Here is an 18,994-nt window from a genome sequence, read left to right as displayed (position 1 = left end):
CGTGGAATCGTGAATGTGCAAATCCTCTCCTTGCTGGTACTCGTGTGCATGTTCGTACTGGCGTCATTTCTCTCCATCAACCTGGGCATCCTGGCGCTGGTGGCCGCGTTCGTGATCGGTGCCGGGTTCGGCGGGCTCGAGGTCGACTCGATCATCAGCGGGTTCCCGGGCAGCCTGTTCATCCTGATCGTCGGCGTGACCTACCTGTTCGCGCTGGCGCAGGAGAACGGCACGCTGCAACGGATCATCGACGGATCCATGCGGCTGGTGGGAAACCGGGTCGCGGCGATCCCGTGGCTGATGTTCCTGCTCGCCGCGTTCGTCGCGGCGGCGGGTGCGCTGAGCGCGGCGGCGGTCGCGATCGTCGCTCCCATCGCGCTGCGCTTCGCCAGCCAGCACAAGGTGAACCCGCTGCTGATGGGTCTCATGGTGGTGCAAGGCGCGACCGCGGGCTCCTTCTCGCCGCTGAGCCCGTTCGGCGCCATCACCAACGGGCTGCTGGGTGACAACGGCCTGCCGCGCGAGCCGATGGGGCTGTTTCTCAACAGCCTGCTGTTCAACGTCGTGGTGGCGTGTGTCGTGTTCGTAGTGTTCGGTGGCCTGCGACTGGTGCGCAGGCGCCAGACCGTCACCGTGGCGTCCGGCGTGCCCGCGATGGCCGGAGCGAGCGACGGACCGGGCGCGATGGCGGCGCCGCCCGAGGCCACCACGGGCGGCGCCACCGGCGGCACCACGGGCGACGCGGGCGAGTCCGAGTGCGAGGAGCCGGCGAAGCCGAATGGCCGGGACACCGTGCACCAGGTGGCCACGACGATCGCCATCGTCGGGCTCGTGCTCAGCACCATGATCTTCGGGCTGGACGTCGGGTTCGTGGCACTGACCGCCGGTGTGGTGCTCACCCTGCTCTCGCCGGGCCGGTACGGCGAGTGCATCAAGAACCTGCCGTGGTCTGCGGTCCTGCTGGTGTGCGGTGTGCTCACCTACGTCGGCGTGCTGTCGGAGATCGGCACGATCGACTACCTGAGCAACCTGCTCACCTCGAGCGGCAACCCGCTGCTCACGGCGCTGGCCGCGTGCTACATCGGTGGCGTGATCTCGGCATTCGCCTCGACCGCGGGTGTGCTCGGCGCGTCGATCCCGCTTGCCGTGCCGGTGCTCGAGCAGGGCATGCTGCCGATGCTCGGCACGATCAGCGCGATCGGCATCGCCTCCAGCGTGGTCGACGTGAGTCCGTTGTCGACGAACGGCGCGCTGCTCGTGGCCAACCAGAAGAGCATGGAACCGAGGCTGTTCTTCCGGCGCCTGCTGCTGTGGTCCGTGGTGGTGATCGCCTTCGCGCCGCTGCTGAGCTGGCTGATCTTCGTGGTCCTGTGACCCCGGTGTCAGGCAGGCCCTCGGTGTCCGGTCCGGGCACCGAGGGCCTGCACTCCGCTGATCATCGCCATGATCTCGATGTCGCGGCTGTCGCAACCGCGCGAGAGGTCGTTGAGCGGTGCGCGCAGGCCCTGCACGATGGGTCCGAGCGCGATCGCGCCGCCCAGCCGCTCGGCGATCTTGTAGCCGATGTTGCCCGCGTCGAGGTTGGGGAACACGAGCACGTTCGCGTTGCCGGCCACAGCGGAGCCCGGAGCCTTCGCCTGGCCCACCGCGGACACGAGCGCCGCGTCGAGCTGCAGTTCGCCGTCCACGGGAAGACCGGGCAGCCGCTCGCGCACGAGCGCGGTGGCCGTGCGCACCTTGTCGACCGACTGGTGACGCGCGCTGCCCTGGGTGCTGAACGACAGCATGGCGACGACGGGTGCGCGGTCGGTGAGGTCACGGTAGGTGTGGGCGGCGGCGACGGCGATATCGGCGAGCTGGTGGGCGTCCGGGTCGGGCAGCACGGCGCAGTCGGCGAAGGCGAGCATCCTGCCGTCGGTGAGCAGCATCAGGAACGCGCTGCTGACGTGCCGGACGCCCGGAGCCGGGCCCAGCACGCGCATCCCGGCGCGCAGCACGTCGGCGGTGGGCCGGGTCGCCCCGGCGACGCACGCGTCGAGCAGACCGGCGCGCAGCGCCGCCACACCCAGGTAGAGCGGGTCCTCGCGGGCGCTGTCGAACCTCGGCGCGGGCTGCTTGCCGAAGGCGGCGCGCAGGGTCTCCGTGACCCGGGGGTCGGCCGCCAGCTCACCGGGGTCGAGCGCGAGCCGCGCGGCGTGCGCGGGCAGGTGGGCGGGCGAGGCGAGCAGGCGCACGCCGTGCAGGCCCTGCTCGTGCAGCCGGACGGCGGCCTCGACCGCCCTCGGGTCCTCGCCGTCGGCGAGCAGCACGCGCGTCGGCCCTCCGGCGAGCTCCCGGCGCCAGCGGTCGAGCAGCTCGCGGACGGGCTCGCTCTCGGCCGGGGCCGCTCGCACCGTCCGCGCACCGCTCATCGTGCCTACCTCTCCAGCTGCCGAATCATTTCAACATATGACATAGAGTTCCAAGTTTGGACGTTAAGGGAGGTTGAGGACCTCTGTCAACGCGGCGGAGTACGCTGATTCCAACATGTGACAGGAGGTGCCATGTCGGCCGAGGATCGTGAGGGGCGGCCCAATGGCGGCCCGGTGGTCGGCGCGCAGACCATCTCGCGTGCGTTCGCCGTACTACGCCTGTTCCGGGAACATCGCGGCGATCTGGGCGTCGGGATGATCTCGAAGGAGCTCGGGCTCAACGTGAGCACCACCCACCGCATCGTGCGCGCGCTGGTCAGCGAGGGCTACCTCGCGCAGAACGAGGACAGCGAGCGGTACTACCTGGGCACGGGCGCGCTGCTGCTCGGGCAGGCGGCGCACCGCAACTTCGGGCTCGACGTCGTGTACCCGGTGCTGCAGCAGGTCGCGGCCAGCACGGGCGAATCGGTGAACCTCGGCGTGCTTTCCGGTGACACGGCCGTGGTGGTGGAGCGTATCGAGTCGGCCAAGCCGCTGCGGTTCACGCAGCCGCCGGGCACGCGCGTGCCGCTGCACGCGTCGTCCATGGGAAAGGTGCTGCTCGCGTTCAACGCCGAGACCGAGCAGCGCATGCTGCGCGGCGTGAAGCGCCTTGAGCAGCTGACGCCGAACACCTTCGGCACTCCCAAGGAGCTCCGCTCGGAGCTGGAGCGCACCCGCGCGCGGGGGTGGAGCATCGACAACGAGGAGTTGACGCAGGGCGTGCGGTGTGTCGGTGCGCCCATCTGCGACGGCGCCGGTATCGCGCGCGCCGCCATCGCCATCCAGGCGCCCGCGGTGCGGGTTCCGGACGAGCGCTTCGACGAGCTGGGCCCCGTGGCGATGCGGGCGGCCAAGGAGATCTCGGCACTGCTGCCGCCCGGCCACACCTTCTGAGCGTGCCCCATCGGCAGTGAAGGCCACCTTCACTGCGTTCAACGCAGGCATGGTGGCCTTCACTGCGATCGGGTCGGCGTGACTCAGCGCACACCTGCTACGCAGGTGGGGCCGTTGACTCCGTAGTGGCTCCCTCGTAGTTTTGGAATTACCTGCCATATTGTGAAATTCCTGGCGGGTCTACGCCGGGAACCCTGCCGGTCATGTGTGAGTCAGTCGCAGCGTCGCGACGACGCGCGGCCACGTCAGAAGGGACGCGAGGCCATGCAGACACAGGACACCTCCGCAGCGGACACGGTCGCCGCGCTGGTGACGAGGGCCAGAGCCGCGCAGGCGATCTTCGCCGACTACGACCAGCAACAGGTGGACGACGTCGTCGCGGGAGCCGCGTGGGCGATCTACCGCCCCGACCGGGCCAGGGAGCTCGCGGAGCTCGCCGTGCGGGACACCGGCCTCGGCAACGTCGAGGACAAGGTCGCCAAGAACCAGCGCAAGACGCTCGGCACGCTGCGCGACCTCACCGGCGCGAAGTCGGTGGGCGTGATCGCCGACGACCCGGACAGCGGCATCACCGAGTACGCGAAACCTGTCGGCGTGGTGGCCGCCGTCTGCCCGTCCACCAACCCCGCCGCCACCCCGGCGAACAAGACCATGATGGCGCTCAAGGGCGGTAACGCCGTGATCCTCTCGCCCTCACCCAAGGGCGCCTCCACGTGCCGCCTCCTCGTCGAGTACATCCACGCCGAGCTCGACAAGGTCGGCGCACCCCGCGACCTCGTGCAGTTCATCGCCGAACCGAGCAAGGCGCTCACCAACGAGCTCATGCGGCAGGCGGACCTCGTGGTGGTCACCGGCTCGCAGCGCAACGTCCGGCAGGCCTACAGCAGCGGAACCCCCGCCATCGGGGTCGGTGCCGGCAACGCGCCCGTCATCGTCGACGCCGACGCCGACATCGCCGGCGCGGCCGAGAAGATCAAGCGCAGCAAGACCTTCGACTACGCCACCAGCTGCTCGTCGGAGAACTCCGTCCACATTCACTCGGCGGTCTACGACGCGACGCTGCGCGCGCTGGGCGAGCAGGGCGGCTACCTGCTGACCCCGGAAGAGAAGGAACGCCTCGCCGCCGTGATGTGGCCGGACGGCAAGCTCAGCTCGGCCATCACCGCACAGCCGCCCGGCAAGATCGCCGCACTGGCCGGTTTGGACTCACCGGAGGCGCGGTCCGCGAGCTTCTTCCTCGTCGAGGAGGACGGCGTCGGACCGGGTTTCCCGTTCAGCGGCGAGAAACTCTCCGTCGTGCTCACGGTCTACCGGTTCGACGATCTCGGCGCGGCGATCAAGCGTATCCAGCGGCTGCTGGACTTCCAGGGCGCCGGGCACTCGTGCGGCATCCACACCGCCACCGAGGTGCACGCCACGATGGTCGCCGAACGGCTGCGCGTGGCCCGCGTGCTCGTCAACCAGGCGCACTGCTTCGGCACGGGCGGCGGCTTCGACAACGGCCTCGGGTTCACGCTCACGATGGGGGCGGGGACGTGGGCGGGCAACAGCATCAGCGACAACCTGTCCTACCGGCATTTCCTCAACATCACCCGGCTGGCCCGGGTCATCCCGCCCCGCGTTCCGACCGAGGAACAGCTGTGGGGCCGCTACCACGAGACCTACGGGCGGTGACCATGAAACTGCTGGAACACCAGGGAAAGCAGCTGCTCGCGCAGGCGGGCGTGCCGGTGCCGAGGGGCCGGGTGGTGACCACGCCCGAGGCCGCGCAGCAGGCGGCCGCGGTGCTGGGCTGCCGTGTCGCGCTCAAGGCACAGGTCCCCGCGGGCAAGCGGGGCAAGGCCGGCGGCATCGGCTTCGCCGGCGCACCCGAGGACGCGGCGGGGGCGGCGGCGCGCCTGCTCGGCAGCGAGCTGGCCGGTTCGCGCGTGGACGCGGTGCTGGTGGAGGAGGCCGCCGACATCGCGCAGGAGCTGTACGCCTCGGTGCTCAACGACCCGGCTGGCAAGGGACCGCTGGTGCTGTTCTGCCCGGCCGGCGGCATGGACATCGAGGAGCTCTCCGCCCGCGACCCGGAGTCGATCCGCAGGCTCGGCGTGGACATCCGCACCGGCCTCACCGCGGACGCCGCGCGCTCGCTCGTCACCGGCCTCGGCCTGGGCGAGCACGTCGAGGAGCAGGTGACCTCGGCGCTGCTCACGATGTACCGGCTGTACCGCACGGTGGAGGCCGAGCTGGTCGAGGTCAACCCGCTCGTGGTGACCGGCGCGGGCGAGGTCGTGGCACTGGACAGCAAGATCTCGCTCGACCCCGGCGCGCTCGGCAGGCACGCCGAGCTGGTCGCCGACCTCGTGCCCGAGCGGGATGACACCGGAACGGAACTGGAGCGGCGCGGGCGCGAGCTCGGCCTGCAGTACCTGGAGCTCGACGGCGAGGTCGGGGTGCTGGCCAACGGTGCGGGACTGACGATGACGACCCTCGACGCGGTGACCCACTACGGTGGCAAGCCCGCCAACTTCCTGGAGATCGGTGGCGACGCCTACACCAAGGCCACTCCCGCGTTGCGGCTCGTGCTCGACAACCCGCGGGTGCGCAGCCTGGTGGTGAACTTCTGCGGCGCGTTCGCCCGGACCGACGTGATGACCGAGGGCGTGCTCGCCGCGATCGAGGAGCTGAGGCCGGAGCTGCCGATCTTCTTCTCGATTCACGGAACGGGTGAGGAGAAGGCGATCCGGCTGGTGAGGGAGCGGCTCGGTGTTGAGCCGTACGACACGATGGACGACGCGGTCCGCGCGGCGGTCGCCGCGGCGGCGGGCGAGGGAAAGGTGGCGGGCTGATGCTGGTTTCCGCGCAGGACAACGTGGTCGTGCAGGGACTCACTGGCAGGCAGGGTTCCTTCTGGGCCGAGCGGATGGCGGAGTGCGGCACGCGCATCGTCGCGGGCGCCAGCCCCGGGAAGGGCGGCCGGGAGGTCGGCGGCGTACCGGTGTACGACTCGGTCGTGGACGCGGCGCGGGAGCACGAGCTGGACGTGTCCGTGCTGTTCGTGCCGCCGCTCGCGGTGCGCAAGGCCGCGGGTGACGCCGTCGCAGCCGGGGTCCGCAAGATCGTGCTGCTGACCGAGCACGTGCCCTACCAGGACATCATGCACGTGCTCGCCGACGCCAGGGACCACGGCGCCAGGGTGCTCGGCCCCAACACCGCGGGCCTCGTGGTGCCCGGGGTGGCGTCGGTGGGCATCATGCCCGGCTTCGCGGACAACATCTTCCGGCCGGGCTCGATCGGCGTGATCTCCCGCAGCGGCAGCCTCGGCACGCTCGTCGCGCTCAACCTCGTCAGCGCGGGCTACGGGCAGTCGGCGTTCATCGGCATCGGCGGCGACCCGATCCTCGGCACCACCACACTCGACGCCGTGCGGGAGCTGGACGAGGACGAGCGGACCGAGGCGGTCGTGCTCGTCGGGGAGATCGGCGGCTCGATGGAGGAGGACGCGGCCGAGTACATCGCGACGATGCGCAAGCCCGTCGTCGCCTTCATCGCGGGCCGTTCGGCCCCGCCCGACCGCCGCATGGGCCACGCCGGCGCGATCGTCAGCGCGGGCAAGGGCAGCGGTACCTCCAAAGTGGACGCCCTCACCTCGGCGGGCGCGACCGTGGTGGACCTGCCCAGCGGGATCGGCGACGCCCTGCTGGCCGCGGGCGTCAAGCCCGCGGCGTGAACCACCAGAGGACGGGCCCGCTCACTCCAGCGGGCTCGTCCTCGGCGTCAGGACCCGGTCGGTCAGCTGCTGAGACTGCGGCGGAACACCCCGCACCTCGGTCTCCAGCCGGGAGCCTCGCGCCTGCTCCAGGATCGAGCGCAGCACGAGCGCGCCGGTGGTGTCGATGCGGCCCAGCCGGGTCAGGTCGAGCACGAGCCGCACGGTGTCCGGGTGCGCGGCGAGCAGGTCGTGCAGGAGCGAGTCGAGCCGCTGCGCGGTGCCGAACCACAGCACGCCCCGAGGGGCGAGCGTCAGTTCGCCGTCGTGCGCGGTGACGTCGACCTCCAGCTGCAGCAGCCGCCACAGGAACACCGCGAGCGACAGCCCCACGCCGAGCAGCACGGCCAGGTCGAGCCGCGGAGCCAGCAGCAGCGTCGCCAGGAACGTCGCCCAGGCGATCATCGCCTGCGGCCGCGACACCCGCCACAGCCGCACGAGCGGGCGGAATTTCAGCAGACCCGTGACCGCGACGATCACGATCGCGCCCAGCACGGCCAGCGGCAGTGGTTCGAGCACAGCGGCGAACGGCAGGAACGCCAGCACGGTCAACCCGGTGAACGCACCCGACCACCGTGTGCGCGCTCCCGACATCCGGTTCACCGAGCTGCGGGAGAACGAGCCGCCACAGGGCATCCCGCCGACCGCCGCGGCCGCCAGATTCGCCACGCCCTGGCCGACGAACTCGCGGTTGGAGTTCCACCGGCCGCCGTCCTCGGCGGCGAACCGGCGTGCGATCGACGCGGCCTCGGTGAACCCGATCAGCGCGATGATGACGCCGGGCAGGATGAGCGAGGGCACGCGGTCCCACGGAATGTCGTCGAGCGTGAACGGCAGCAGGCCCGACGGCACGGACTGCACGACGGCGCCGGGATAGAGCCCGGCCGCCGAGACCGCGACGCCGAGCGCGGCGGCCACGAGCACGCCGGGGAAGAGGGTGTGCAGGCGCCGCCCGCCGACGATCACCAGCGCCGTGAGCGCCGTGACCGCCAGCGCCGCGAGACTCCACGCCCCGGGATCGGCGAGGCTCGTGACCGCGGCGACGATCTCGTTGCCCTCCTCCGGCGGGTTCACGCCCAGCGCCTTCGGCACCTGCGACGCGGCGATCAGCACCGCCGCGGCCGGCACGAAACCCAGCAGCATCGGCTGGGACATCAGGTACGCGAGCCAGCCCGCCCGCAGCACGCCCAGCAGCACCCGGACCACGCCGATCACGAACGCCAGCGCGAGGCCGAGACCGACGTACTCGGGGCTCGCCGGGGTCGCGACGGTGCTCAGGGTGCTGAACGTCAGCAGCGCGGTGATCGCCACCGGACCGGTTTGCAGGTACGGCGACGAGGCGAAGATCGCGGCGAGCACGGGCGGGAGCGCACCGGCGTAGAGACCGGCGACGGGCGGCATCCCGGCGAGCTCGGCGTAGGCCAGCGACTGCGGGATGCCGACCATCGCGACGCTCACGCCCGCGACGGCGTCGTACACGAGTGTCTTGCCGCGCGGTCGCGCGATTCGGGGAACGCGCACGGCTCAGCGGACCACCGACAGCGGCAGGGCGAGCCCGGACAGGCTCCTGCGCACCACGGGCAGCCGCGCCGCGAGGTCGGACAGCGCGAGCGCCGACGGTGCCTCCGGAGCCCCGGCCACCACCGGCACACCGGTGTCCCCGGCGTGCCGCAGCGCGGCGTCCAGGGGGATGCGGGCGAGCAGCTCGGTGCCGAGGTCGTCGGCGAGCCGTTGCCCGCCACCAGAACCGAACAGCGCCGTGCGTTCACCGCAGCACTCGCAGACCAGTGTGGACATGTTCTCCACCACCCCCGCGAGCGGCATGCGCAGGTCCGCCGCCATCCGCCCCGCCCGCGTCGCCACCGTCTGGGCGCTCACCTGCGGGGTGGTGACGGCGAGCAGCGCCGCCCTCGGCAGCAGCTCCAGCAGCGAGAGCGTCACGTCGCCCGTGCCCGGCGGGAGGTCCACGAGCAGCACGTCCAGCTCGCCCCAGTGCACGTCGGTGAGGAACTGCTCCAGCGCCTTGTGCAGCATCGGTCCCCGCCACACCACGGGCTCACCGTCGCCGACGAGGAACCCGACCGACATCAGCCGCACGCCGTGGGCGTCGACCGGCAGCATGAGCCCTTTCAACGCCACCGGGCTGCGCCGGACACCGAACAGCTGCGGCACCGAGTAGCCCCACACGTCGGCGTCGAGCAGCCCGACTCGCTTGCCGTCGCGGGCCAGTGCCACGGCCAGGTTCGCCGCGACCGAGGACTTCCCGACCCCGCCCTTGCCGCTCGCGACCGCGTAGACGAGCGTCTCGGCGCCGAGGCGCACCGGCTGCTGTTCGCGCAGCCGCTGCGACAGCGCCAGCCGCTCCCGGTCCGACAGCGTCGTGAAGCTCACCTCCACGCCGGTCACACCCGGCACCGCCGACGCGGCGGCGGTGACGTCGGCCTGCAGCTGCTCCCGCAACGGGCACGTGGGCGTGGTCAGCGCGACGGCGACGTGGGCGGTGCCGCGCCGGTCGGTGGTGACGTCGCGGAGCATGCCGAGCTCGCCGAGGCCCCGGTGGATCTCCGGGTCCTCCACCGCGCCCACGGCCTCGCGCAGGGCCGCGTGGTCGACCGTGGTGCCGCGCCGGGTCAGCATTCCGGCACCCGGTAACCGCGCAGTTTCGGGGCGAGCGGGCGCATCATGAACTCGGGTCGCCGCCGCCCGCCGGGACCGAGGTCGGGGCTCGTGCGCGCCAGCCACTGCCGGTACACCTCCGCGGAGCGCCGCGTGTCGACGTAGACGTCGCCGTAGCGGTCCCCGGGGTGCGCGTACTCCAGCTTGATCTTCTGCAGCCAGCAGTGCATGCCCGACTCCGGGTCCGGGTGCACGGCGAACGCGAGGTTCTGGTGCACGCCGGGGTCCTCCCAGTTGATCCGGCTCGAGTCCGGGTCGGAGGAGTCGAACGGCGCGACCCCGCCGCGGTGCCGCAGCAGCCAGGTGTGCTCACCGTCCGGATGGGACAGCTCCACCATGCCGGTGGTCCAGCGGCTGCCCTCGCCCGGGTGCAGCCGCCACCGGCCCATGTGGTGGGACAGCGCGCAGACACCGGGCCGGATCCCCTCGGTGACCCACACCCGCGCGACGAAGTAACCGATCTCGGTGCTGATGCGCACGAGGTCGTCGGTCACCACGCCGTGCCGCGCGGCGTCCAGCGAGTGGAGCCAGAGCGGGTGGGTGTTGGAGATCTCGTTGAGGTACTTGGCGTTGCCGGAGCGCGTGTGGATCAGCGTGGGCAGCCGGAAGGTGGGCACGAGCACCAGCTCGCCCGCCTCGACGTCGATCTCGCTGCGGGCCACGTGCGAGCGCAGGTAGCCGGGCGTGGCCTTCTCGGGACGGCCCCAGTCGCGCATCGCCGTGGAGTACACCTCCAGCTTGCGCGACGGCGTCGGCCAGCCCACGGTCGCGGTGCCGTCCTCGTGCCGGAGGCCGATCGCACCGGCCTCGCCGACGACGGGCGCCACGGAGTCCGGGGTCACCGGGGTGCGCAGCACCCCGTTCTCGTCGGCGGTCGCGTTCTCCAGCTGCTCGCCGGGTACGGCGCGCTCGTCGACGCGGTAGACCTCGTCGTCCAGCGCGACGACGCCGTAGCGGCGCATGTACTCCAGCGGCTCCATGCCCTCGTCGGCGGCCTTCTTCGCCAGCCCCGGCACCTGGTTCTCGAACAGCCACCGGTAGTACTCGTCCACGGTGATCTTCTCGCCGGGCCGGTACGGGGACTCGAAGTAGCGGCGGATGCCCAGCGAGCCGTCCGGGTCGATGCGCCAGGACAGCTCGAACCAGAACTCGTTCTCCTCCCACACCTCGCCGGGGTTGACGTCGCGGGTGTCGGTGTAGGGCCTGCCCAGCTTGTCCATCGCCACGCGGCGCACCGGCTGCCGGAAGCCGAGCCACCGCCCGGCGTGGGTCTCGTAGGAATGCGTGTCGTGCCGTTCGCTGGCGTGCCCCATGGGCAGGACGTAGTCGGCGAACTCGGCGGTCTCCGACCACGTCGGCGTGAGCGCCACGTGCAGGCCCACCTTGTCCGGATCGGACAGCTGCTCGATCCAGGTGAACCCGTCGGGGTTGGTCCAGACGGGGTTGTAGACGCGCGAGAAGTAGACCTCGAGCCTGCCCCGGCCCTCGGCGAGGAAATGGGGCAGCAGGAACGACATCTCGTTGGTGGACAACGGATAGTCGCGCGGCCAGATCAGCTCGTTCCACCGCTCGTGCGGCTCGGGCTTGGCGGGGCCGTGCGGGATGAACTTGTGCCAGCCGTTGGGGCTCGTGCCGCCCCTGGTCCCGATGCTGCCGGTGAGCGCGAGCACGAACCACAGCGCCCGGGCGACCTGCCAGCCACCGAGGTTGCCCGCGGCCGCCGCCCGCCAGATGTGCGCGGACAGCCGCCCGTCGCAGTCGGCCACCAGCTCGGCGATCTCCTCGATCCGGTCGGCCGGTACCTGCGCCTCCTGCGCGGCGAACTCGAAGGTGTAGTCCGCGTAGTCGTCGGTGATGCGGTCGAGGAACGTCTCGAAGTCGCGGGGCGCGTCCGGGTGCAGCTCGGCGAGGTAGGTGTCCCAGTTGAACCACCGGCGCACGTACTCGGTGTCGATGCGGCGGGTGCGCAGCAGGTACGACGCCACGGCCAGCAGCACCGCGGCCTCGCTGCCGGGCCACGGCGTCAGCCACACGTCGGCGTGCGAGGCCGTGTTGGACAGGCGGGGGTCCATCACCACGAGCTTCGCCCCGGACTGCTTGCCCTCCATGATCCGCTGGGCGTGCGGGTTGAAGTAGTGCCCCGTCTCCAGGTGGCTCGACAGCAGCAGGATCACCTTGGCGTTGGCGTGGTCGGCCGAGGGCCGGTCGTAGCCGGTCCACAGCGACATCCCGAACCGCGCCCCGGCCGAGCAGATGTTGGTGTGCGTGTTGTGCCCGTCCACGCCCCAGGCGGTGAGGAACCGTTCGGCGAAGCCGTCCTCGCCGGGCCTGCCGACGTGGTACATGATCTCGTCGTGCCGCTCCTCGACGATCGCGGTCCGGATCCGGGCCGCGATGTCGTCGAGTGCCTCGTCCCAGCTGACCTGTTCCCAGCCGCCCCCGCCGCGTTCGCCGGTGCGGCGCAACGGGTACAGGATCCGCTCGGGATCGTTGATCTGGTTGATCGTCGCGGGACCCTTGGCGCAGTTGCGGCCACGGGAGCCGGGATGCGCCGGGTTGCCCTCGAGCTTCTTGACCGACAGGTCGTCCTTGTCGACGTAGGCCAGCAGGCCGCACGCGCTCTCGCAGTTGAAGCACGTGGTGGGCACCAGCAGGTAGGAATGCGCGACCTTGCGCGGATGCGCCTTGGCGTCGTACTCGACGTGGTGGTCCCACGCGGACACCGGCGGGAAGTTGCGGAGGTGCTCGTGGCTGCGTGAGCCGGGGAGGACGGGGTCGGTCCCGCTCATGACTCTGGCTCCTTTCGGCGGTGCTGGGTTCTAGGACAGCGGGACGTCTTGCCCGGCGCGGACGAAGACGCTCTCGTACGCGAGGAGCGCGGCCTGCACGACGACGCCACCCGCGGCGGCGAGCACGAGCGGGCCGCCTGCCCAGCCCACGCCGCCCAGCAGCGCGCCGAGCGCGGCGAGGCCGGCGCCGCCGGTCCAGAAGAGGCGGGCGTAGCGGCCGGAGGTGACCATGTGCGCCGCGGCTGCCGCGTGCGCGGTGGTGTGCCTGCCCAGGTATTCCAGCAGCGTCATCACCAGGTGACCGCCCGCGCCGAGCGTGAGCGCGGCGAGCAGCAGCGAGCGGGCGGCGGGGGAGGGCTCGCCCGCGGCGACGGCGAGGGTGAGCACGCCGCCACCCACCATGAGCGCCTGCACGATCAGGTGCCAGAACAAGAGCGGCGACTGCCACAGGTCGCGGCCCTCGGCCTGGCCGAACAGGAAGCCGGTGTAGCCCGCCGTCAGCGCCCCGGTGAGCAGAGCGGGCACGGCGAGCCCGGTGAGCACGGCGTCGGCCGTGGCCGCGGCCAGCTCGCCGGTCGCGGCGAGGATGCCCGTGGCGAGCCAGGCGGTGAACACGGCCGCCGCGGCGGCGAGCACCACGGCGCCCCAGAACATCCACGATCTCGGGTTGGGCTTGAGGAAGATGAACAGGAACCGCTCGGGCCGCTTGAGGTCCCACACGAGCAGCACGCCGGTGACGGCGAGCCCCGCGACGCCGAGCGCGGGGGCCACGACGTCGCCGGTCCCGCCCAGCTCGATGCCGAGCAGGTGGGCGAGCGCGGCGATGAGCATCGCGCCTGCACCGGCGGCCTTCGTCCAGAGGTACGTCGTCACCCGCCAGCCCCACGGCCGGGGGTGTGCCGTGTTGAGCGTGGTGCGGGCCTGCGTCACCGGGTCGGTAGGCAGGTCGGTGGACGCGCTGCGGCGGTGCTCGTCGGGGCGGGCCCACAGGTACGTGTCGCCGGTGGGGGCCGCGAGCGGGTCGAGCACCGCCCGGTCGGCGCCGAGGTAGAAAACGTTGGGCCCGGTGTTCTGCTCGGGCGCGCGCACCTGCGTGGGGTTCTCGTTGACCAGGCGGGCGATCCCGCTGCCCGGGTCGTCGAGGTCGCCGACCCAGATCGAATGGGTCGGGCACACCACCACGCAGGCCGGTTCGAGTCCCTCGTCGACGCGGTGGGCGCAGAAGTTGCACTTGGCGGCGGTGTGGGTGTCCTCGTCGAGATAGATCGCGTCGTAGGGACACGCCTGCATGCACGCCTTGCAGCCGATGCACCGCTCGTTGTCGAAGTCGACGATCCCATCGTCCCTTGTGAACAGTGCCTGCGTGGGGCAGATCTTGACGCACGGCGCGTCGGTGCAGTGATTGCACCGCATGACACCGAAGTCGCGCGTGGTCGCGGGGAACTCCCCGGACTCCACGTACTTCACCCACGTGCGGAACTGTCCCACCGGCACCTCGTGCTCGGTCTTGCACGCCACTGTGCAGGCGTGGCAGCCGATGCAGGTGCGCTGGTCGATCGCGAAGCCGTAGCGCATGACACCTCCGAAGCTGACGCACAGTGACGCTAACTCCGGAAAAGAGGCCCCGGTACCAACGTCGATCCTGGGTACTCCCAAAGCAGACTTTGGAGTAACGTGGCGGCGTGCCACTGCCACCGCGCGTGCCCGAGATCGGGGCACTGGACCTGTTGCTGAGCGTCGCGCGGCTGGGCAGCCTCGGGAAGGCGGCGAAGGAACACGGCATCTCGCAACCGGCCGCGGCGTCGCGGATCCGGAACATGGAGCGGCTCACGGGGGTGCCGCTGATCGTGCGTTCCGCCACCGGTTCCCGGCTCACCGACGAGGGTGCCGTGATCGCGGACTGGGCGGGCCGGGTGATCGACGCCGCCTCCGCGCTGGACGCCGGCATCGCGGCGTTGCGTGGCCAGCAGGCGAGCCGGATCCAGCTCGCGTGCAGCATGACCATCGCGGAGTACCTGTTGCCGGGCTGGCTGAGCGAGCTGCGCAGGCGCAGGCCCGACACGACGATCGGGCTCCAGGTGGTGAACTCCGCGAAGGTCGTGGAGCTGGTGCTCGGCGGAGCGGTGGACCTCGGCTTCGTGGAGGGCGCCGAACCGGCGGAGGGACTGGATTCCCAGGTGGTGGCCGAGGATCAGCTGCTGCTCGTGGTGCACCCCGACCATCCCTGGGCACGCCGGGGGCGTCCCGTGCGCGCGGCGGAACTCGCCGCCGAGGCGCTGATCAGCCGCGAGCCGGGCTCGGGCACGCGCTACGTGCTGGACCGCGAGCTGGACCGGCTGGGCTACCGCACCCGCCCCAACCCCGTCATGGAGCTGTCGTCCACCACGGCGATCAAGGCCGCCGTGGAGGCGGGACTCGGCCCGGCGGTGCTCAGCTCGCTCGCGCTGGCCGAGGACGTGGCGCAGGGCAAGCTCGTGGTGGTGCCCACGTCGGGCCTCGACCTGCACCGCTCGCTGCGCCTGGTGCTGCGCGGGGGGCAGCAGCTGTCCCCGGCGTTGCGGGACGTCGTCGCGGCGGCGGGCGGGAGTCCTGGCCGGCGCTGAGTCCACAGGGGACGGAGCCGGGCGGCGTTCGCCACCCGGCTCCGGGACCGGGACCGGTTACACGTAGTCCTGGTACTTCGGCAGGAAGCGCACCGGCTTGGACAGCGCGTCGCGACGGAACGGGTCGCCCAGCTCCCGGGTGCACATCACCTCGACGACCGTGGTGCGCCCGTCGTTCATCTGCGCGTCGACGGCCTTGCGCAGGGCAGGGCCGACGTCCTCGAGCTTGTCCACCACCACGCCGTCCGCTCCCATCGCGCGGGCGATCCCGGCGAAGCTCTCGTTGTCCAGCTCTCCGGCGACGAACCGGCGGTTGTAGAAGTCGACCTGGTTCTTCTTCTCCGCGCCCCACTGCCGGTTGTGGAACACCACGGCGGTCACCGGGATGTCGTGGCGGACGGCGGTCATGATCTCGCCCATGCTCATGCCCCACGCGCCGTCACCGGCGTAGGCGATGGCGGGCCGGTCGGGCGCCGCGGCCTTGGCGCCGATGACGGTCGGCAGCGCGTAACCGCAGTTGCCGAAGCTCATCGGGGCCAGGAAGCTGCGCGGTTCCTCGAACCGCAGGTAGCTGTTGGCCACCGAGTTGATGTTGCCGATGTCAGTGGAGACCATCACCCGCGGCGGCATGGCCTTCTCGAGCTCGCGCAGCACCTGCCGCGGGTGCAGCCAGCCGCCTTCCTCCTGCTCCTGCTCGGCGATCATGTCGAGGCTGAACGGGTCGGTCTCGTGGGTCCACGCCGTCAGCTCGGCCTCCCACGCGTCCTTCTCGGCCTTCGTCGTGGCGGCCCGCTGCTCCCGCGTGGCGTCGCAGGCGAGCGTGCGTCCCTCGAGGCGCTGGGTGAGCGCGGCGGCGGCGGCCTTCGCGTCACCACAGATCCCGACGGTGATCTTCTTGACCAGCCCGAGCATCTTGTGGTCGGCGTCGATCTGGATGATCTTGGCGTTCTTGGGCCAGTAGTCCATCCCGTGCTGCGGCAGCGTGCCGAACGGCCCGAGCCGCGAGCCCAGCGCCACCACCACGTCGGCCTGGGAGATCAGTTTCATAGCGGCTTTCGACCCCTGGTAGCCCAGCGGTCCGCACCACTGCGGGTGGCTGGCGGGGAAGGAGTCGTTGTGCAGGTAGCTGTTCACCACCGGCGCGCCGAGCCGTTCGGCCAGGGCCTTGCATTCCTCGACGCCGTCGGCCATCACCACGCCGCCGCCGGCGATGATCACGGGGAACTCGGCGGAGGCGAGCAGCTCGGCGGCCTCGTTGAGGCTCTGGTCGCCGCCGGGCCCCCGGTCGAGGCGCTGCGGGTCGGGGATCTCGGCCTCGATCTCGCCGTAGAAGAAGTCGCGCGGGATGTTGAGCTGCGTCGGGCCGATCTCCGACATCGCGCGGTCGAAGGCGCGGCCGGTGAGCTCGGCCATGCGGCGCGGGTTGTTGACGTGCGCCTGGTACTTGGTGAACTCCTGGAACATCGGCAGCTGGTTGGCCTCCTGGAAGCCGCCGAGGCCCATGCCCATCGTGCCCGCCTCGGGGGTCACGATCACTACGGGGCTGTGTGCCCAGTACGCCGCCGCGATCGCCGTGACGCAGTTGCTGATGCCAGGGCCGTTCTGCCCGATCACCACGCCGTGCCTGCCGCTGACGCGTGCGTAACCGTCGGCCATGTGCGCGGCGCCCTGCTCGTGCACGACGGGGACCAGCCGGATGCCGGCCGGGGCGAAGATGTCCATCGCGTCCATGAACGCGGAGCCCATGATGCCGAAGATGTCGGTGACCCCGTTGGCCACGAGTGTCTCGACGAAGGCCTCGGAGGGGGTCATGGTTGCCGGGCCGTCGACCACGGTCCGGCCGTCGCCGGTCTTACGCTGCGCCATTGCGGACTCCTACAAAAATCGGGACGGCATGTTCCTGAAACCGGAATCGAATCGACCATAAGTCAGCAACGGTGGGCGGTCAACGTCATCTTCGAGAAACCGAGACGGCATGTGTTAGTTTCTGGAACACGCCGAACCGAAGGAGGTGTCGTGGAGCTCATCCGTGAGCCGGACCCGGCCGCCCTGAACGGCGACACCCCGACCATGCGCCTGTTCTCCCTGCTCGAGCTGATCGCGAGCAAGGACGAGCTGGTCACGTTGCAGGGGCTGGTCGCGGAGACGGGCATGCCGAAGCCGACCCTGCACCGGATGCTGCAACAGCTGGAGGGCGCCGGGCTGCTGATCCGGCAGGCCGACGGCAGGCACTACGGCACCGGCGTCCGGCTGCGCCGACTCGCCGAGAACCTCCTGCTCAACGCCACCCACTACGGCGCGCGGCACGCGGTGCTCAAGAACCTGGTCGAGGAGCTGGGGGAGAGCTGCAACATCACCACGCTCTCCGGCAACGAGATCGTCTACCTCGACCGCGTCGAGACACCCGAGCCGCTGCGGTTCTACCTGCGGCCCGGGTCGCGCGTGCCGGTGCACTGCTCGGCGAGCGGCAAGATGATCCTCTCGCAGCTCAGCCCCGGACAGCGCGCCAAGCTGCTCGCCCACGCGCCGCTCAAGGCGTACACGCCGAAGACGGTCACCGACCTCGGCGTGCTCGAGGAGGAGTTCACCCGCATCCGGCGCGACGGCTTCGCGCTCGACGACGAGGAGTTCCTGCCCGGTCTCGTGTGCGTCGCGGTGCTGGTGCCCGCGCCGGCGGGGCGGTCCAACCTGGCCGTCGCCGTGCAGGCCCCCGTCATGCGGCTCACCGCCGACAAGGCGCTGCAGACGCTGCCCGCGCTCCAGCGCGCGGCCGAGGCGATCAGCAGGGTCGAGGCGGAGGGCGCCGCCGACGACACCCGGACCGCCACGTCGTGAAGGGAGCACCCGCACGCATGGACACCGACCTGCCGGGCGAGCGGATCAGCGTCCGGGACACCTTCGGGATCGATTCGCCGCTCGTCGTGAACGGGTTCCGCGAGCGCACCGAGCACGTGCCGGACGTCGACGAGTCCTACCGGTTCAACCCCGACGTCACGCTCGCGGTGCTCGCCGGCTTCGCCCACAACCGCAGGATTCTGGTCCAGGGCCTGCACGGCACCGGGAAGTCCAGCCACATCGAGCAGGTCGCCGCGCGGCTCAACTGGCCCTGCGTGCGCGTCAACCTCGACGGTCACCTCAGCAGGCTCGACCTGGTCGGCAAGGACGCCGTGGTGCTGCGCGAGGGCAAGCAGGTCACCGAGTTCTGCGAGGGCATCGTGCCGTGGGCTCTGCGCGGCCCGGTGGCGCTGGTGCTCGACGAGTACGACGCGGGACGGCCCGACGTCATGTTCGTGATCCAGCGCCTGCTCGAACGCGACGGCCGGTTCACGCTGCTGGACCGCAACCTCGTGCTGCGGCCGCATCCGGCGTTCCGTCTGTTCGCCACCGCCAACACCGTGGGGCTCGGCAACCTCAACGGTCTCTACCACGGCACGCAACGGCTCAACCAGGCTCAGCTCGACCGCTGGGACGTGGTCGCATCGCTGAACTACCTCCCGCCCGAGGAGGAGATCGCCATCGTGCTGGCCCGGGTTCCCGCGCTGGCCGACGACGCCGGCCGCGCGCTCGTGGCCGCGATGGTCGCCGTCGCGGGGCTGACGAGGGCGGGCTTCCGGGCCGGTGACCTGTCCACCGTGATGTCGCCGCGCACGGTGATCACGTGGGCCGAGAACAGCGGCATCTTCGGCGATCCCGCGCTGGCCTTCCGGCTCTCCTTCGCGAACAAGTGCGACGAGGCCGAACACCCCGTCCTCGCCGAGTACTTCCAGCGCTGCTTCGATCGCGAGCTGGAGCAGCCGGTCCCGCTCGCGGCCACGGCCTGAG

Annotated in this window: 14 protein-coding genes; 8 read left to right on the top strand and 6 right to left on the bottom strand. The window is 71.2% G+C overall.

The window, feature by feature from the left end:
* Positions 1-9 precede the first annotated feature (9 nt).
* The gene (locus BA062_RS12755; RefSeq protein ID WP_110336256.1) at positions 10-1,374 is read left to right on the top strand and encodes an SLC13 family permease; all 1,365 of its coding nucleotides are present in this window, start codon (positions 10-12) and stop codon (positions 1,372-1,374) included.
* 8 nt (positions 1,375-1,382) lie between these two features.
* Here BA062_RS12755 and BA062_RS12750 read toward each other — a convergent pair whose 3' ends face one another.
* On the bottom strand, positions 1,383-2,411 hold the full coding sequence (locus BA062_RS12750; protein WP_110336255.1) for a phosphotransacetylase: 1,029 nt from the start codon (positions 2,409-2,411) through the stop codon (positions 1,383-1,385).
* 132 nt (positions 2,412-2,543) lie between these two features.
* Between BA062_RS12750 and BA062_RS12745 the strand changes: the two genes are divergently transcribed.
* The 4 genes from BA062_RS12745 to BA062_RS12730 all read left to right on the top strand — a co-directional run bounded on the left by BA062_RS12745 (position 2,544) and on the right by BA062_RS12730 (position 7,065).
* Positions 2,544-3,347, top strand: coding sequence for an IclR family transcriptional regulator (locus BA062_RS12745; RefSeq protein WP_110336254.1), 804 nt, complete (start codon positions 2,544-2,546; stop codon positions 3,345-3,347).
* Between the two features lie 162 nt (positions 3,348-3,509).
* A complete protein-coding gene (gene sauS, locus BA062_RS12740; protein ID WP_342768901.1) occupies positions 3,510-5,021 on the top strand; it encodes an acylating sulfoacetaldehyde dehydrogenase in 1,512 nt (503 codons plus the stop codon).
* 2 nt (positions 5,022-5,023) lie between these two features.
* Positions 5,024-6,184, top strand: a complete 1,161-nt coding sequence (locus tag BA062_RS12735; protein ID WP_110336252.1) for a succinate--CoA ligase subunit beta — start codon at positions 5,024-5,026, stop codon at positions 6,182-6,184.
* The gene (locus BA062_RS12730) at positions 6,184-7,065 is read left to right on the top strand and encodes a succinate--CoA ligase subunit alpha (RefSeq protein WP_110336251.1); all 882 of its coding nucleotides are present in this window, start codon (positions 6,184-6,186) and stop codon (positions 7,063-7,065) included. Before BA062_RS12735 ends, BA062_RS12730 begins: the two co-directional genes overlap by 1 nt.
* Positions 7,066-7,086: 21 nt before the next feature.
* On the opposite strand, the gene BA062_RS12725 is transcribed toward BA062_RS12730, so the two are convergent.
* Genes BA062_RS12725 through BA062_RS12710 form a run of 4 tightly spaced genes read right to left on the bottom strand, consistent with a single transcriptional unit; the run spans position 7,087 to position 14,144 of the window.
* On the bottom strand, positions 7,087-8,625 hold the full coding sequence (locus BA062_RS12725; protein WP_146240030.1) for a SulP family inorganic anion transporter: 1,539 nt from the start codon (positions 8,623-8,625) through the stop codon (positions 7,087-7,089).
* Between the two features lie 3 nt (positions 8,626-8,628).
* Positions 8,629-9,741 (bottom strand): Mrp/NBP35 family ATP-binding protein, encoded by a 1,113-nt coding sequence (locus BA062_RS12720; protein ID WP_110336249.1) that lies wholly within the window; start codon positions 9,739-9,741, stop codon positions 8,629-8,631.
* Positions 9,735-12,569, bottom strand: a complete 2,835-nt coding sequence (locus BA062_RS12715; protein WP_110336248.1) for a molybdopterin-dependent oxidoreductase — start codon at positions 12,567-12,569, stop codon at positions 9,735-9,737. The genes BA062_RS12720 and BA062_RS12715 overlap by 7 nt, the downstream gene beginning before the upstream one ends.
* A 30-nt stretch (positions 12,570-12,599) precedes the next feature.
* Positions 12,600-14,144, bottom strand: a complete 1,545-nt coding sequence (locus BA062_RS12710) for a 4Fe-4S dicluster domain-containing protein (protein WP_110336247.1) — start codon at positions 14,142-14,144, stop codon at positions 12,600-12,602.
* 107 nt (positions 14,145-14,251) lie between these two features.
* Here BA062_RS12710 and BA062_RS12705 point away from each other — a divergent pair, with 107 nt between their 5' ends.
* A complete protein-coding gene (locus BA062_RS12705) occupies positions 14,252-15,172 on the top strand; it encodes a LysR substrate-binding domain-containing protein (RefSeq protein ID WP_110336246.1) in 921 nt (306 codons plus the stop codon).
* Between the two features lie 57 nt (positions 15,173-15,229).
* Here BA062_RS12705 and xsc read toward each other — a convergent pair whose 3' ends face one another.
* Positions 15,230-17,038 carry a sulfoacetaldehyde acetyltransferase gene (xsc, locus tag BA062_RS12700; protein WP_110336245.1) on the bottom strand — a complete coding sequence of 603 codons (1,809 nt, stop codon included), beginning with the start codon at positions 17,036-17,038 and terminating at the stop codon, positions 15,230-15,232.
* 150 nt (positions 17,039-17,188) lie between these two features.
* Here xsc and BA062_RS12695 point away from each other — a divergent pair, with 150 nt between their 5' ends.
* Positions 17,189-18,007, top strand: a complete 819-nt coding sequence (locus BA062_RS12695; RefSeq protein ID WP_210406826.1) for an IclR family transcriptional regulator — start codon at positions 17,189-17,191, stop codon at positions 18,005-18,007.
* 17 nt (positions 18,008-18,024) lie between these two features.
* Positions 18,025-18,993: an AAA family ATPase gene (locus BA062_RS12690; protein WP_110336244.1), complete on the top strand. Its 969-nt coding sequence runs from the start codon at positions 18,025-18,027 to the stop codon at positions 18,991-18,993.
* Position 18,994 lies beyond the last annotated feature (1 nt).

The sequence above is a fragment of the Prauserella flavalba genome (genome assembly GCF_003202235.1).
GTDB classification, from domain to species: Bacteria; Actinomycetota; Actinomycetes; order Mycobacteriales; family Pseudonocardiaceae; genus Prauserella_A; species Prauserella_A flavalba.
This window is presented reverse-complemented; position numbering and strand designations above follow the sequence as displayed.

Excerpts from the sequence above, each read along its gene's own strand:
- BA062_RS12750 (WP_110336255.1), bottom strand. The coding sequence starts at position 2,411 with ATGAGCGGTGCGCGGACGGTGCGAGCGGCCCCGGCCGAGAGCGAGCCC.
- BA062_RS12745 (WP_110336254.1), top strand. The coding sequence starts at position 2,544 with ATGTCGGCCGAGGATCGTGAGGGGCGGCCCAATGGCGGCCCGGTGGTC.
- BA062_RS12735 (WP_110336252.1), top strand. The coding sequence starts at position 5,024 with ATGAAACTGCTGGAACACCAGGGAAAGCAGCTGCTCGCGCAGGCGGGC.
- BA062_RS12730 (WP_110336251.1), top strand. The coding sequence starts at position 6,184 with ATGCTGGTTTCCGCGCAGGACAACGTGGTCGTGCAGGGACTCACTGGC.
- BA062_RS12720 (WP_110336249.1), bottom strand. The coding sequence starts at position 9,741 with ATGCTGACCCGGCGCGGCACCACGGTCGACCACGCGGCCCTGCGCGAG.
- BA062_RS12715 (WP_110336248.1), bottom strand. The coding sequence starts at position 12,569 with ATGAGCGGGACCGACCCCGTCCTCCCCGGCTCACGCAGCCACGAGCAC.
- BA062_RS12710 (WP_110336247.1), bottom strand. The coding sequence starts at position 14,144 with ATGCGCTACGGCTTCGCGATCGACCAGCGCACCTGCATCGGCTGCCAC.
- xsc (WP_110336245.1), bottom strand. The coding sequence starts at position 17,038 with ATGGCGCAGCGTAAGACCGGCGACGGCCGGACCGTGGTCGACGGCCCG.
- BA062_RS12690 (WP_110336244.1), top strand. The coding sequence starts at position 18,025 with ATGGACACCGACCTGCCGGGCGAGCGGATCAGCGTCCGGGACACCTTC.